Origin of the sequence: Marinagarivorans cellulosilyticus (assembly GCF_021655555.1) — a bacterium.
GTDB lineage: Bacteria > Pseudomonadota > Gammaproteobacteria > Pseudomonadales > Cellvibrionaceae > Marinagarivorans > Marinagarivorans cellulosilyticus.
Genome location: NZ_AP023086.1, coordinates 1,250,001 through 1,264,430, shown reverse-complemented (window position 1 = coordinate 1,264,430; position 14,430 = coordinate 1,250,001). Strand labels below are relative to the sequence as shown.

General features: G+C 48.4%; 12 protein-coding genes and 2 rRNA genes (1 of these 14 cut by a window edge). 1 reads left to right on the top strand and 13 read right to left on the bottom strand.

From position 1 onward, the window contains the following. Position 1: 1 nt before the first annotated feature. The 7 genes from MARGE09_RS05065 to MARGE09_RS05035 all read right to left on the bottom strand — a co-directional run bounded on the left by MARGE09_RS05065 (position 2) and on the right by MARGE09_RS05035 (position 5,775). Positions 2–466 carry a YcgN family cysteine cluster protein gene (locus MARGE09_RS05065; RefSeq protein WP_236986262.1) on the bottom strand — a complete coding sequence of 155 codons (465 nt, stop codon included), beginning with the start codon at positions 464–466 and terminating at the stop codon, positions 2–4. Next, entirely contained in the window at positions 463–759 is a 297-nt protein-coding gene (locus MARGE09_RS05060; RefSeq protein WP_236986261.1) for a YcgL domain-containing protein, read from the bottom strand. The genes MARGE09_RS05065 and MARGE09_RS05060 overlap by 4 nt, the downstream gene beginning before the upstream one ends. Then, positions 756–1,895 (bottom strand): ribonuclease D, encoded by a 1,140-nt coding sequence (gene rnd / locus MARGE09_RS05055; RefSeq protein ID WP_236986260.1) that lies wholly within the window; start codon positions 1,893–1,895, stop codon positions 756–758. Before rnd ends, MARGE09_RS05060 begins: the two co-directional genes overlap by 4 nt. Continuing rightward, on the bottom strand, positions 1,895–2,488 hold the full coding sequence (gene recR / locus MARGE09_RS05050; protein ID WP_236986259.1) for a recombination mediator RecR: 594 nt from the start codon (positions 2,486–2,488) through the stop codon (positions 1,895–1,897). Before recR ends, rnd begins: the two co-directional genes overlap by 1 nt. A gap of 33 nt (positions 2,489–2,521) precedes the next feature. Beyond that, positions 2,522–2,854: a YbaB/EbfC family nucleoid-associated protein gene (locus MARGE09_RS05045; RefSeq protein ID WP_236986258.1), complete on the bottom strand. Its 333-nt coding sequence runs from the start codon at positions 2,852–2,854 to the stop codon at positions 2,522–2,524. Between the two features lie 47 nt (positions 2,855–2,901). After that, the gene (dnaX, locus tag MARGE09_RS05040; RefSeq protein ID WP_236986257.1) at positions 2,902–4,824 is read right to left on the bottom strand and encodes a DNA polymerase III subunit gamma/tau; all 1,923 of its coding nucleotides are present in this window, start codon (positions 4,822–4,824) and stop codon (positions 2,902–2,904) included. A 141-nt stretch (positions 4,825–4,965) separates the two neighbouring features. Then, a complete protein-coding gene (locus MARGE09_RS05035) occupies positions 4,966–5,775 on the bottom strand; it encodes a transposase (protein WP_236986256.1) in 810 nt (269 codons plus the stop codon). 236 nt (positions 5,776–6,011) lie between these two features. Here MARGE09_RS05035 and MARGE09_RS05030 point away from each other — a divergent pair, with 236 nt between their 5' ends. After that, positions 6,012–6,836, top strand: coding sequence for an alpha/beta hydrolase (locus MARGE09_RS05030; protein WP_236986255.1), 825 nt, complete (start codon positions 6,012–6,014; stop codon positions 6,834–6,836). Positions 6,837–6,856: 20 nt separating this feature from the next. On the opposite strand, the gene MARGE09_RS05025 is transcribed toward MARGE09_RS05030, so the two are convergent. The 6 genes from MARGE09_RS05025 to MARGE09_RS05000 form a co-directional block, all read right to left on the bottom strand. Continuing rightward, on the bottom strand, positions 6,857–7,150 hold the full coding sequence (locus tag MARGE09_RS05025; protein ID WP_236986254.1) for a PAAR domain-containing protein: 294 nt from the start codon (positions 7,148–7,150) through the stop codon (positions 6,857–6,859). A 28-nt stretch (positions 7,151–7,178) separates the two neighbouring features. Then, entirely contained in the window at positions 7,179–7,766 is a 588-nt protein-coding gene (locus tag MARGE09_RS05020) for a DUF6931 family protein (protein ID WP_236986253.1), read from the bottom strand. A 97-nt stretch (positions 7,767–7,863) separates the two neighbouring features. After that, positions 7,864–9,939: a type VI secretion system Vgr family protein gene (locus MARGE09_RS05015; protein WP_236986252.1), complete on the bottom strand. Its 2,076-nt coding sequence runs from the start codon at positions 9,937–9,939 to the stop codon at positions 7,864–7,866. A gap of 567 nt (positions 9,940–10,506) precedes the next feature. Next, entirely contained in the window at positions 10,507–11,088 is a 582-nt protein-coding gene (locus MARGE09_RS05010; protein WP_236986251.1) for an Hcp family type VI secretion system effector, read from the bottom strand. A gap of 601 nt (positions 11,089–11,689) precedes the next feature. Continuing rightward, positions 11,690–11,805 (bottom strand): 5S ribosomal RNA (gene rrf / locus MARGE09_RS05005). A 223-nt stretch (positions 11,806–12,028) separates the two neighbouring features. Next, positions 12,029–14,430 (bottom strand): 23S ribosomal RNA (locus tag MARGE09_RS05000) (it continues 471 nt past the right edge of the window).

Genomic DNA, 14,430 nt, shown 5'->3' with positions numbered 1-14,430 from the left:
TTTATTCCCCATCGACCCACTGCAAGACATACTCTTGGTAATCATCTTCATCAATACCTGCAGCATGCTGTACTTTGCCACTTACAGATAAACCGTGTTTATGCATTAGCGCTTTTCCCCCCGCCCGAAGGTGATGCCAGCGTGGCAGATCTAGGCCTTGCGCTACACGCTTGTAAGCACAGCTATTTGGCAGCCAAGGTAGGGCTTGATGATAATTCTGCTGGGTTAATTTAAGACACTCAGGCACCCGCTCAGTACGGTTTTCATAATCGCCACACTCACAAGACGTCGTATTTAACAAATCGCACGCCAAACTTGTGTAGTGATATTCACCGGTTTCTTCGTCTTCGAGCTTGTGTAAGCAACACAAACCGCAACCATCACATAGCTGTTCCCATTGGTCGCTGTTTAAGGCATCTAAGCCTTGGCGCCACCAAAATTTGGATTCAGTGTTAGGCTGGGTCACTTCGCAAGCTTACTATTGTGCTGGTTAACCGCCTGCATATAATCATCCTCATTCACAGGTGGTAACTGTAAAAAGTAGCCTTTTTCATTCAACGCCGCCAGCACTTTAGTAATGTCTTCTTTTACCAACTGCTTCTGCGGTGTTAGCACCATCGAAAAAGCCAGTTGCGGTTGGCCAAACATATCAAGCAGCGCTTCTGGCACATCGGCTAAACCTTTCAATTTAGGCACATATAAATACAGGCCGTCTTTCTTCGCACTACGGTAAATATCACAAATTATTTTTTGCGTCATAGAGATATACTTTCAAAGAATTGTTTTCGCCACCCTTGCAGGCAAGTGAGCAAGGCATCCACATCTCGGCTATCAGCCGGAGTAGTTCTTGCCACCATTTGATAATCCGCTTTACGGGCAAGAATTTCAGGTGCGATACCATATTGCTCGGCAATAGAATTTACAGTTTCCTTTAACCCTTTTACGCGCTCGCGCTGAGCCTTAGTCAGTGGTTTTTGCGAAGCTTTTAATTCAACAGCCGATGAATTTTCGGCAGGGTCAAGTAAGCTCAAAATGGCTTTGCCAAACTTTCGAATGGCACTATCGTGAAAACCCAAAGCTTTTAACTGAGCAAGCGCATTCGGTTTTCGTTGAATAACTTCAAAGAGCTGAGCATCCTTTAAAATGCGGGTACGCGGTATATTGCGCTCTCGCGCGGTAATTTCGCGCCAATCGAATAGCTGCTTTGCCACGATAAGGTCTTGTGCGTTCAAGCGCCATGTATTATTGGATTTATAGAACCCACTAGACGGGTCTGCATTCGCAATATAATTATCAATAATCGCTTGGCTTTCTTCATACACCCATGCTTGCCGCTCTTTAGCCGCCAAGCGCTGCTCAAGCAGCACGGTGAGTTCAAATAAATAATCTACATCCAGTGCCGCGTATAAATTTTGCGCATCACTTAATGGCCTAGCTAGCCAATTGGATCGCGTTTCGCCTTTTGGCAGTTCTACCTGTAAACACTCATTGACTAAATTTGCATAACCTACGCTAGCACCAATACCTAGCAAAGCCGCTGCAGCTTGGGTATCAAACAATTTATTGGGTAATACACCAAGTAGCGTATTAAAAACATCGAGGTCTTCTGAGCAGGCGTGAAAAGCTTTAATAACGTCATCAGAAGCTAAAACACTAGCCAAAGGTTGCCAATCGGTAATATCCAAAGGGTCGATCAGATAGTTGGCATTGCCATCATTAACCTGAATTAACGCCGCGATTGGGTAATAGGTATCAACCCGCATAAACTCGGTATCAACGGCCAACAAACGGCATTGCAACCAAGTGCTGCAATAATTGGCTAAGGTTTCATCATCATTAATAAAAATAATGCTCTGGCGCAATAATGAGCCAGGACTTACAGGTACATCATCCATTAAATTTCTCTTCGGCTAGCTAAGGCGTGCGCCAAAGTTCCGCCATCAATAAACTCGAGTTCACCACCCAAAGGAACCCCGTGGGCAATACGTGATACTTTCAGTTTGTGTTGTTTCGCCATTTCAGCAATGTAATGTGCTGTGGCCTCGCCTTCCATTGTTGGGTTGGTCGCTATAATCACTTCGTCAATTTCGCCAACGGCAAAGCGATGCGCTAATTGCTCTAAACCCAACTCTTTGGGGCCAATACCATCTAGCGGTGAAAGCTTACCCATAAGGACAAAATACTTACCCGAGAAAGTGCCCGATTGCTCTAAAGCAAAAACATCGGCAGGCATCTCAACTATGCATAGCAAGCTGGCATCGCGACGCGTACTTTTACAAAGGCTGCACACGGTCTCTTCGGTCAATGTGCGACAGCTTTCGCAACGCCCAACCTTTTCGCAAGCCTGCGTTAAAGCACCAGCCAAGCGCAAAGCACCCGATTGATTTCGCTCTAGCAACTGCAAAGCCATGCGCTGAGCAGACTTCGGCCCTACACCAGGCAACACCCGTAAAGATTCAATCAGCTGACTAATTAAAGGGCTATACACCAAAAAACTCCGAGTAACAAAACATGTCGCACATTAAAAAGGCATTTTGAAACCCGGGGGCATTTGCATACCGCCCGCTAAGTTCCCCATCCGGCTTTTGTTTTCGGCTTCGACTTTTCGTACACAATCGTTCACCGCAGCCGCTAACAGGTCTTCTAGCATTTCTTTATCCTCAGTCATTAACGACTGATCAATACTCACACTTTTCACATCATGGCGCCCATTCATAGTGACAGTAACCAAGCCAGCGCCGGCGCTACCGTTAATCTCAAGCCTGCTGAGTTCTTCCTGCATTTTTTCCATGTTTTCTTGCATTTGCGACTGCATTCCCTGCAGTTGTTTCATCATGTCACCAAGACCATTCATAGTGGCTACACCTTTAATTGAAGGGGTTCATTAAAAACACTAGCGAGCTAGTGCACCTTAACTGACTCTACATCCAGCACGGCACTAAAATGGGCCTGTAAATCTTGCACAAAGGGCTCGCGCTGCATTTTATTAATTGCTTCGGCCAGCGCTTGCTGGCGTCTATTTTCAGCATCAATAGCCGGCGTGATCATATCTGACGTGATTGCAGCCAGCTCGATATGGACCTTAACCGGAGTCTGAAAATAATCGTTGAGCAAATCATTAAAGCGCTGCTTATGCGAATCATCAAACAATGCGCCTTTGTTTTGATCTAAACAAAAGAAAAAGTGCCCGTCTTCGCAATTCACTAAAGCACAGTTAGCCACAGTGCTTTGCAAAACCCCTTTCACTCCCAAACTATGGTACACCGAAAGCCAGTGCTCGGGCTTAACGCTTAGAGGGTCTCGAGGTGCCTCGGCAGGAGCCTGAACCGGCACAACTTGTGACTCAGCGGGTTTAGGCGGCGGCGAAGCAATTTGCGAGGCTGGTTTTAATCCCGATAATTCAGGCGCATTCAATAGCGCCTCAAGGGACTTTTTTGCGGTATCGGCGACCTCTGGACTTTCTGTTACCGCGTTGGCTTTTAACGTGTTGGGTTGTGCCGTTGGAGCGGGCGCCTGTTGGTTCTCCCACGGGGGAGTGGCCTCAACCGGCGGTGCTGTGACAGGTTGCCGCTCGACGACTTGCTGACGAGGCTCTGGAGCCGCTGAAGGTAAAACCGCTGGCGGTATATCTTGAGCAGGGGTCGCTTCTGGCGGTGCGGGTTCATGGGGTACCGCTGCAGCCGGCGCCTCTGTCTGAGCGGCAGTGCGCGCAAGCGTTTGCGTAGGCACATCGGCCACGCCTTGTGGCTTAAACGCTAACATGCGCAGCAGTGTCATCTCTAAACCCGAACGCGGATCTGGCGATAAATGTAAATCTCTGCGCCCGATTAAAGCTGTCTGGTAAAAAAGCTGTACATCTTCGGGCGGTAACAATTGGCACAATTCTAAAATGGTTTGGCGATCGCCGTAGCTATTGTCCAGCGCTTCCGGCATGGCCTGCGCAATTGCAAGGCGGTGCAAAAAAGTAATTAACTCACCCAGTGCGCCATAGTAATCTGGGGCGTGCTCAGAAAACTCAGCGACAGCGGTTAATACCTCTGGTCCGCTACCATGAATGAGCGCACGTACAAGTTTTTCGATTAACTTATGGTCGATGGTGCCAAGCATGGCAATGACATCAGCATCGGACACCTTGCCACCACCAAACGCAATAGCTTGGTCGGTTAGGCTAAGCGCATCCCGCATACTGCCGTCCGCCGAACGCGCCAGCTGCCACAAGGCAGCATCTTCACAAGGAATAACCTCTTCGCCTAAAACGAATTGCAAGTGATCCACTATGCGCTCGGGCGACATGTTTTTTAAATTAAACTGTAAACAACGCGACAATATCGTTACCGGCAATTTTTGCGGGTCTGTTGTTGCCAGCAAGAATTTAACGTGCTCGGGCGGCTCTTCTAAAGTTTTAAGCAGTGCATTAAAGCTGTGCGTAGACAGCATGTGCACCTCATCGATCAGGTAGATCTTATAGCGACCACGCGTTGGCGCGTACTGAACGTTGTCGAGTAGCTCGCGGGTGTCTTCAACCCGTGTACGCGAGGCTGCATCGACTTCAATAAGGTCGACAAAGCGCCCCTCGGCGATCTCCATACAAGACGGGCACTGGCCACAAGGCTCGGAGCTTACGCCTGTTTCACAGTTAAGGCACTTTGCCAGAATCCGTGCAATAGTCGTTTTACCGACACCGCGCGTCCCGGTAAACAAATAAGCGTGATGCAAACGATTATGATCAAGCGCATTAATGAGCGCCTTTAAGACGTGCTCTTGCCCAACCATTTCACGAAAAATACGCGGCCGCCACTTCCGGGCCAATACCTGATAGCTCACTCGCTCACCCTAATGCGTACACAATAGCTACGCACGGTTAAAAATTAGAAGTCAAAACAACGGGGCATTATAGCGGAGTTACGAAAGGGGTTATAGCAAAGCGTGAATATCAGGCAATGAAGCTCATTGCCTGAGTCGATACTAGCTTTTTAAAGGCCATTGCGCAGAAGCTGCCAGTGTTGGTTTTATTACTGGCATATTTGGGTCGGTAATAACAGGCTCGGTCTTAGCCGCGTCATCAGCCATGTCATCATTTAGCTCTTCCGCATCTTTGCGCGGTCGCCCCCGCTTAAGCGGTCTTACACGCTGGTTCGCAACTTGCTCGATTTTATCTTTAAACGCATCACCACCTAACACATGCCCAAGCTTAATCGTTTCGGCAATATATTGAGATAAACGTTGATCAAAATCATAACGAAATAAGCGTCGATACTCTTGGCAACGCTCAACTCGCGTTTCACCTAAGGCATCATAAAGGCGGTGATCGATTATAAGCGGGCTATGCTCTAGGCCCGCATGATGGCGAAAACTCGACCACGGATAGTCATTCAGGGAGTCGCATAACCCTTTGTACATGGGCTTGAGCTCGACGTAACGATAACAGCTCAGCAAATAGGAAGCACTGTCAATCAAGCTAGACTTATAGCGCCCATCCCAAAGCGTACCCGAGCGCTTATAACGGTGGTTTACATATTGAACATAGCGGCGCCCCAAGGACTGCATTAATGACGAAACGCCATTAGCCATCTTGGGTGTTGCGACAATTTGTATCATATTGGGTAGCAAAACATAAGCGTGAACATTCACGTTATATTGCTCGGCGGCAGACTTTAAGCTCTGTAAATAAAACTCATAATCTTCATCATCGAAAAAACACGATAAACCGTTGTGCCCTACCTGGACAATATGCTGAGGGATATCCGCTATCTGTAAGCGGGGTAACCTAGGCATAACGCATGACTCTCCTTTGGCTAAAACAGTGATGTGTATTGATAATCACGGTGAGATACGATTAATGATAACCGTCAGCTATTAGGCACGTTCTAAATACAACGCCAAAGCCGACATCCAAACACTAATGCGTATTTACGGGGCCGAACTTTAACCTAAAAACACAATGGTCGCATCCCCTTCGATCACTCATTTATCTGTTAGGATACTTACGTCTTTATATTCACACGAATACTATGAAGCTTCTAACCTCTGCGCGCTATTGGTTCTGCATGACATTTCACTTTTGCGTTATAACAGGGTGTAGCACGCTAAAGTGTGATCATTGCGCTATCGAGCAATTCGCTGTCGACAATTTTCCGCCGCTTTTTACGTACAGCCAATACACTAACCAAGCCCCTGGCTGGCGATATATTTACCTAGAAGGCGATGGCCGCCCCTGGAAGCGCGGATACATTCAAAGCAGCAACCCCACTAGCCGACAAAAACTTACGCTTAAACTTATGATGGCAACACCGCAAGATAGCGTATACCTAGAGCGCCCATGCTACGGGTTTACATCAGTACCACCAGCCCCCTGTGAACCCTACTGGTGGACCAGCGCCCGCTACAACCAACAAGTGGCCGAAGTATTAAATGACGCGCTAAACCAAATTCAGCAACAGTATGGGCACAAGCCCTTAGTATTGATTGGCCACAGCGGGGGCGGCACTTTAGCCATGCTTATTGCACAAAAACGCAAGGACATAGCGGGTATTGTCACCCTAGCCGGCAACATAGACCCTGACGCTTGGACCAAGCATCACAACTTCCTTCCACTGAAGGAGTCATCAAACCCCAGTAGACAATTACCGCTATCTAGCACGGTATTTCGGTGGCACTATGCTGGCGAAAATGATCGCAATATTCCGCCAACACTCATAAAACAAGCCCTCAGCAACGACCCTCTTGCGGAGCTGAATCTAATCGACAGCGACCATAACTGTTGTTGGCTCAAACACTGGCCCACCATAGCCGAACGGTTACGCGCTCTAGAACAACGAAGCATTACAGCACAGTAACCACATTCCCAGCTGACCAATTACCCCCCAATCAATACAGTAGGGCAGCCGACCACAATTTTGCCGCCATGCGCGGTGCTATCGCCCATACGCGCAGCGGGCTTTTTACAGATCATCACTGTGGTGCTACCCATCACCACCACATCGGGTGGCCCAACGCAAACGCAAGTACTGCCAAGTGTGGCAGAGGGCAATTTACCAATTAATACCGTCGGGCCGCCCGGCGAGACGATGGGGCCGCCCACATGCGGGACTGGCCCCGAACTGAGCGGGCATACGTGCATGTCGGTAATGCGTGATGCGGGCTTTCCCATGGGTGTTCCTCAGCGTAGGTTCGTTGTGTTAATTAACAAGCGGTTGTACTTGACCACTGCCACCGCGCGCTAAGTCGAAGCCTTGCGCAAAATACGTCGGGTAGCGATTTTTAGCTTGCTCGGCATCGCCTTCGACAGCCGCTAAATTGACCGCGCCGCCAACAGCATGGGCATAAAGGTATTCTGGCGGTGCCACTTCAGGATCATCTTGCGGCGCTAAGCTGCCTGTCGACCAAGCGGCCGCCATAGCAGCCCAACTTGCCGGTGTTTTGTGTTTGAGTTTTTCGGCTAACTCGCGGCACAGCAAGCGCAGCTCTTCTGTCGGCGTGCGCACCCAGGCTTCGGTGGCCGCAATAGCTTGCGCTTCTAGCGAGTTTTCTTCGATGGGGTTTTGCCGTACCGCTAAGCACGACCACCAAACGGCCTCGCGCTTGGGCAAGGCATGCGCCAGCAGGCGCACGGCATCTAAATTGAATCCCGCTTTCATTAATTGCTCGACGACTGTGGCAGGATGCTGAGTGGCATCAATATGTTGCTCGGCCTCGTCTTCACTCAAATCCATATGCTGAAGTAAATCGCCCGCGACAGGGACTGCGATTTTCACAAAATCATTCATGGTGTTAACTCTTGCATTAAACCCTTTTTATTAAGGGTTTTAATCGTCGAAAAATATTTTTCTGTTTTCTGTTTTCTGTTTTCTATTTTTACAACAATTAGTTAATCATTGTTATACCGCCTTTCAGCGTTAACATACCACCAGCCTTAACTTCGGCCATTGCATCGCCTTTACACGTTAGCATCATGCCTTTGATGGTGATGCCTGCCGGCGTCATTTTGATGCTACTTGAACCACACTTAAATTCTATTGAAGCCAACGATTCCACTTTAACACCGCCTTTCGCATTGACCGTGTATTTACCTACATTGGCTTTAACCACGTGATCACCCTTACCTAAGGTGACTTTGCGATCGCCCATATTAATGCCGAGAATATCATCGCCTTTGCTGATCGTGGCCTTTTGATCCCCTTTGCTGACGGTAGTGATTTTATCGCCTTTCGCTATAGTATTTTTCTGGTCGCCTTTACTCACTGTCGTGGAGTGGTCACCTTTACCTACAGTCGTGTCGTAGTCGCCTTCATCTACTGCGACTGTGCGATTGCCTTTTTTGACCGTGATGCTTTCGTCGCCTTCGGTGACGGTGATGGTGCGGTTTTGCAGGACTTCTAAGGTTTGATCATTTTCCACCAAACCGGTTTGGTCGTTATGCACCACCCAGTTATGGTCTTTACCCGCTTCCATGTATACCTCTTCGGAATCGGGTTTATCATCAAAGCGGAATTCATTAATTTGGCTGCTATCGTATTGGGTTTTCCAGCCGCTTTGGGTGGCGGTGTAATTGGGGCCTTCGTTGGTACCGTTATACACCGCGCCCGTAATAATGGGCCGGCAAGGGTCGCCATTGATATAGGTGACTATCACTTCTTGGCCAATACGCGGCACAAAGTTAGCCCCCCAGTTTTTACCCGCAAATGCTTGCGCAACGCGTACCCAGCAGGAACTTTGTTCACTGTGCCATGGGAATTTTACTTTTAGCTGGGTGTACACATCAGACGAGCTATCGGATTCGGTGGCCTTTACTTCTTCGACAGTGGCGACTTGTGGCGCATCGATGGTTTTAGGCGCACGCCGCCATAATGGACGCACAAGCTTGGTTGAGGGTACACACTCAAAATCATTTTCAAAAAAGGTATCGCGACCATTGCCTTCGCGCGCCGTCACGGTCATGCGGGTAATGGTATAGGTACCCTGCTCGCTTTCCAGTGGATGCTCTATGGTAAAGCGTCCGCCGGCGGCTAACTGGCCACAATCGCTGGTGCCATTGGCTAAATCGAATTGCCCTTCTTCGGCTTCGATAATACTGGTTGCGCGGGCGGTGTTGTCGCCGCTGTCAAAGGCGTGCTTTGAGTCGCCGTCGGTTTGAAAGCGATAAATACCGAAATGACGCATGGTATAAGGCGATGCGCCGTTTAAGTCACTGGTGGTATTGACCTTACTTTTATATTGGTTGGTCGTGGCGAATTCGTTGTAATCGGTGGTTTCGACGGCGTTGGTGTGGAAGCTGTAGCTACGCTCCCACCGGTGCACGCTGTTTTGGGTGGGCTGACTGCCGCCACCGTCGTAATCTAAGGCATCAACATCGCAATCAAAAAAGCCTTGCGCGTCATCCACAAAAATCAGTTTATGCTCACCGTCTTGGTGCTTAAAATAATAACTAATGCCTTCTTCGGCGAGTAAACGGTGAACAAATTCATAATCGGTTTCATCAAACTGTACGCAATATTCACGCGTAAGCGGTTTGCCGTTTAATGAGAAATCGAATTTTAAAACGCTGGAATAATGCCCCAGCACTTCGTCGATAATATCTTTTGCGCTTTTATCTTGGAAGATACGGTTATTGGAATTAAGGCTTGCAAACCATAAACCCGGTACCACGCTCATATGGTAACCGCGCAAGCCGTCGTCGTTCACATCTAACATGCGTAAGCCATTCACATAACCGTGAATGTAGCGGCACTTTTCTTCACCCTCGGTATAAATACTCAGCGTGACAGCTTTGCCAAGCAAGTCGGTATGGGCGACGGTGTGGTTATTGGAGAGCAAACCCAGGTCGTATTGAAAATTACCGGAAATACGCTCTTCGCCATCTAAGGCAGAAACAATAAAGGTATCGGTCGCTAAAGGCGTTTTTATCCGAACTAAACGACTATTCTGGCTAAGCTGAGACATGACAAACCAACAATAAGAAGTGTGAAAACTTAGCCTCTGACATTGCGCAATTCAAAGGCACAAATTAAATGGGCCGACGCACCCGCTATATAACGAATACTCGGCCCAAGGTGATCGAGGCGACTGCAGCTTTCATCCACATACCCTCCCTGATAAGGTTACTGATAAACAACATCCTACGCTTATCAATCTTCCCTGCAGAAATTCAGTATCCCATGAATCTCCGTGCGTTTTCCCTAACAATAAACTCCACCCCTGGTGCCCATCCCTTAGGCTATACATATCCTGTGTGTTGAATCATTCAACACGTTCCTCTCGTAAAAACATCCCAGTCTATTCCGTGAACCTACCGTGGTTCGTGTATTCCTTATCACAACAGCCTGTTGTTTATCGCTATCCTAGCGTTCCCTGTTTGTTGCACGCCACTCATGCATCCTGCATGAATCACTCTTTTTAAATAAGGGCTATTCAGTGTGGATCCCTCACAGAAGACCACATCCGTGTGAGGAGAACTGACTAGCAAGATGGCGCCCGAGAAACGCTCAGGCCGCCATCGCATCACCCAACTTAGATAGGTGTTGCAGTAGTAAGGTCGTAGCCAGACAAACCAAGATCGCTGTTGATGTTGGTTTTGTCAGCGTGACGCAAGTCAGCTTCGATTTTAGCAAAGCTCAAAGAAATGGTTTCTTGAGGTGCTGAACCGGCAGCTGCAGAGATGTTGTAAGAAGAGATGATGCACTCTTCCAACGTGATGATAGCGAAAGTTTCAACCGCCGTTGCGCCCGTTTGAACAACGTGGAACTTAACAGTCACACCCGTATCACCGGTTACAGATTGCTTAAACAAGCCACCAGAAGCTGCATCTAATGATTTAGTGATAGTGACTTCGCTCAAGCTTGGGCGAGTCGCTTCACGGTTAGACATTGCACCGGCTTCCATGGTGATGGCACGGCCTACACCGAAGTTGAAGCTGTCCACTTCAATCCAGCCTTCGAAACCTTGTGCGGTTACGTTGCCAGCAGGAGTGTTCTCGTTGTAGTTCATGTAAATAGCCATGATTGAATTCCTCTTTCCAGATAATGAATGTTGTTTGTTAAAGGTTTTGTTGTGCTGCTCATCAGCAACTGGAGGCCATTTAAACAGAGCCATTTACGGATGAAAACCCCCTAATTTTCACTTTATTACCCACTCTGACACCTTTTAATCAACCGACACTGGCACCCTTTTTTTGCCCACTCTGACACCTTTTTTATACGTCTAAAAAATGTACAGCTTTGACTCTGACACTCTTTTTTAATGCACGTAACAACCGCCTCAAAGCCACGGAATTCAAGGTCTGTCGGGACGATTTACACCTACAAGGAAAACAAATATTGGGACGAGTCGCTCACCCTGACTCTGACACTATTTATTGGAAATTAATTTTAAAATAAATATTTAAAAGGTAAAGAAAGGGCAAACGAATCATCGAATAACTAATAATCGAAGCCCAGGTGCATCAAAGATGTTAACGAGATAGCAATTAAATTTCTCTTAGTTATCTATTCAAATTTTATAGCAGTCGCTATTCTTAAGGCCGCAGCAACACAAAAGCCTTCTGCCTTTTTAGATCGATAACGTCTTTCCGTGCAGCCGGCCAACGACTTTTCATCACGAAGTTAAATCCGCCCTGCTCAGTCCAGCCGGCGTGAAAGCATTAGCCATAAAAAAAACCCCTTAATCGTAAGATTAAGGGGTTTTTCGGAATAAAACCTGACAATGACCTACTCTCACATGGCGAAACGCCACACTACCATCGGCGATACATCGTTTCACTACTGAGTTCGGTATGGGATCAGGTGGTTCCAATGCTCTATTGTTGTCAGGAAAACTGTTTGGTTTGGTTAGGTCTTAGTAAGTTTAACGTTTAGCTAAGCTTATGCCCTTCCGCACCGAATAAGTCGACGAATTGCGAAGTTTGTAGGTTTGTAGAATACGCTGTTTTGTATTTTACGCTGTAATATCTTAGATAGTTTGTTTATCTCTTACACTCTATCCGGTGTTGCATTATGACTTTATCTTTCTCAGTCAACACAATCACTTCTGTTATATGGTCAAGCCTCACGGGCAATTAGTACTGGTTAGCTCAACGCCTTACAACGCTTCCACACCCAGCCTATCAACGTCGTAGTCTTCAACGGCCCTTCAGGGGGTTAAACCCCAGGGAAATCTAATCTTGAAGGAGGCTTCCCGCTTAGATGCTTTCAGCGGTTATCCCGTCCGAACGTAGCTACCGGGCAATGCGTCTGGCGACACAACCCGAACACCAGGGGTTCGTCCACTCCGGTCCTCTCGTACTAGGAGCAGCTCTTCTCAAATTTCCAACGCCCACGGCAGATAGGGACCGAACTGTCTCACGACGTTCTAAACCCAGCTCGCGTACCACTTTAAATGGCGAACAGCCATACCCTTGGGACCGGCTTCAGCCCCAGGATGTGATGAGCCGACATCGAGGTGCCAAACTCCCCCGTCGATATGAACTCTTGGGAGGAATCAGCCTGTTATCCCCGGAGTACCTTTTATCCGTTGAGCGATGGCCCTTCCATACAGAACCACCGGATCACTATGACCTACTTTCGTACCTGCTCGACATGTACGTCTCGCAGTCAAGCTGGCTTGTGCCATTACACTAACCTCATGATGTCCGACCATGATTAGCCAACCTTCGTGCTCCTCCGTTACTCTTTGGGAGGAGACCGCCCCAGTCAAACTACCCACCATGCACTGTCCCCAACCCCGATAAGGGGCCTAGGTTAGAACCTCAAACATACCAGGCTGGTATTTCAAGTGTGGCTCCACCGCAACTAGCGTCACGGTTTCAAAGCCTCCCAGCTATCCTACACAAGTAGGCTCAAAGTTCAGTGCAAAGCTATAGTAAAGGTTCACGGGGTCTTTCCGTCTAGCCGCGGGTATACGGCATCTTAACCGCAATTTCAATTTCACTGAGTCTTGGGTGGAGACAGCGTGGCCATCGTTACGCCATTCGTGCAGGTCGGAACTTACCCGACAAGGAATTTCGCTACCTTAGGACCGTTATAGTTACGGCCGCCGTTTACCGGGGCTTCGATCAAGAGCTTCGCACAAGTGCTAACCCCATCAATTAACCTTCCGGCACCGGGCAGGCGTCACACCGTATACGTCCACTTACGTGTTTGCACAGTGCTATGTTTTTAATAAACAGTCGCAGCCACCTGGTCACTTCGACCAGCCTCAGCTTAGGGAGCAAGTCCCATCACCAAAGCCGGCGTACCTTCTCCCGAAGTTACGGTACCATTTTGCCTAGTTCCTTCACCCAAGTTCTCTCAAGCGCCTTGGTATTCTCTACCTGATCACCTGTGTCGGTTTGGAGTACGGTCTTTATTGCCTGAAGCTTAGAAGATTTTCTTGGAAGCAGGGCATCAATCACTTCGGTTTGCAAAGCAAACCTTCGTCATCAGCTCTCAGCCTTAGGGGACCGGATTTGCCTAATCCCCCAGCCTACAACCTTAAACGTGGACAACCAACGCCACGCTGACCTAGCCTTCTCCGTCTCTCCATCGCAGCAATAAATGGTACGGGAATATTAGCCCGTTTTCCATCGACTACGCATTTCTGCCTCGCCTTAGGGGCCGACTAACCCTGTCCCGATTAACGTTGGACAGGAAACCTTGATCTTCCGGCGTGGGAGTTTTTCACTCCCATTATCGTTACTCATGTCAGCATTCGCACTTCTGATACGTCCACCGAGCCTCTCAGCTCGACTTCAACCGCTTACAGAACGCTCCCCTACCATGCACTAAGTGCATCCGCAGCTTCGGTTACCAGTTTTAGCCCCGATAAATCTTCCGCGCAGGCCGACTCGACTAGTGAGCTATTACGCTTTCTTTAAAGGATGGCTGCTTCTAAGCCAACCTCCTAGCTGTCTAAGCCTTCCCACATCGTTTCCCACTTAACTGGTATTTGGGACCTTAGCTGGCGGTCTGGGTTGTTGCCCTCTTGACAACGGACGTTAGCACCCGCTGTCTGTCTGCCGTAATTGTACTCCTCGGTATTCGGAGTTTGCATGGGGTTGGTAAGTCGGGATGACCCCCTAGCCCAAACAGTGCTCTACCCCCGAGGGTAAGATACGACGCGCTACCTAAATAGCTTTCGGGGAGAACCAGCTATCTCCCGGCTTGATTAGCCTTTCACTCCGATCCACAAGTCATCCCCTCATTTTTCAACATAAGTGGGTTCGGTCCTCCAGTTGATGTTACTCAACCTTCAACCTGCCCATGGATAGATCGCCGGGTTTCGGGTCTAATGCATGCGACTCGACGCCCTATTAAGACTCGATTTCTCTACGGCTCCCCTAATCGGTTAACCTAGCCACATACATTAAGTCGCTGACCCATTATACAAAAGGTACGCAGTCACTCCGAAGAGCTCCTACTGCTTGTACGCACACGGTTTCAGGTTCTATTTCACTCCCCT

Excerpts from the sequence above, each read along its gene's own strand:
- MARGE09_RS05060 (WP_236986261.1), bottom strand. The coding sequence starts at position 759 with ATGACGCAAAAAATAATTTGTGATATTTACCGTAGTGCGAAGAAAGAC.
- rnd (WP_236986260.1), bottom strand. The coding sequence starts at position 1,895 with ATGGATGATGTACCTGTAAGTCCTGGCTCATTATTGCGCCAGAGCATT.
- MARGE09_RS05045 (WP_236986258.1), bottom strand. The coding sequence starts at position 2,854 with ATGAATGGTCTTGGTGACATGATGAAACAACTGCAGGGAATGCAGTCG.
- MARGE09_RS05035 (WP_236986256.1), bottom strand. The coding sequence starts at position 5,775 with ATGCCTAGGTTACCCCGCTTACAGATAGCGGATATCCCTCAGCATATT.
- MARGE09_RS05030 (WP_236986255.1), top strand. The coding sequence starts at position 6,012 with ATGAAGCTTCTAACCTCTGCGCGCTATTGGTTCTGCATGACATTTCAC.
- MARGE09_RS05025 (WP_236986254.1), bottom strand. The coding sequence starts at position 7,150 with ATGGGAAAGCCCGCATCACGCATTACCGACATGCACGTATGCCCGCTC.
- MARGE09_RS05020 (WP_236986253.1), bottom strand. The coding sequence starts at position 7,766 with ATGAATGATTTTGTGAAAATCGCAGTCCCTGTCGCGGGCGATTTACTT.
- MARGE09_RS05015 (WP_236986252.1), bottom strand. The coding sequence starts at position 9,939 with ATGTCTCAGCTTAGCCAGAATAGTCGTTTAGTTCGGATAAAAACGCCT.
- MARGE09_RS05010 (WP_236986251.1), bottom strand. The coding sequence starts at position 11,088 with ATGGCTCTGTTTAAATGGCCTCCAGTTGCTGATGAGCAGCACAACAAA.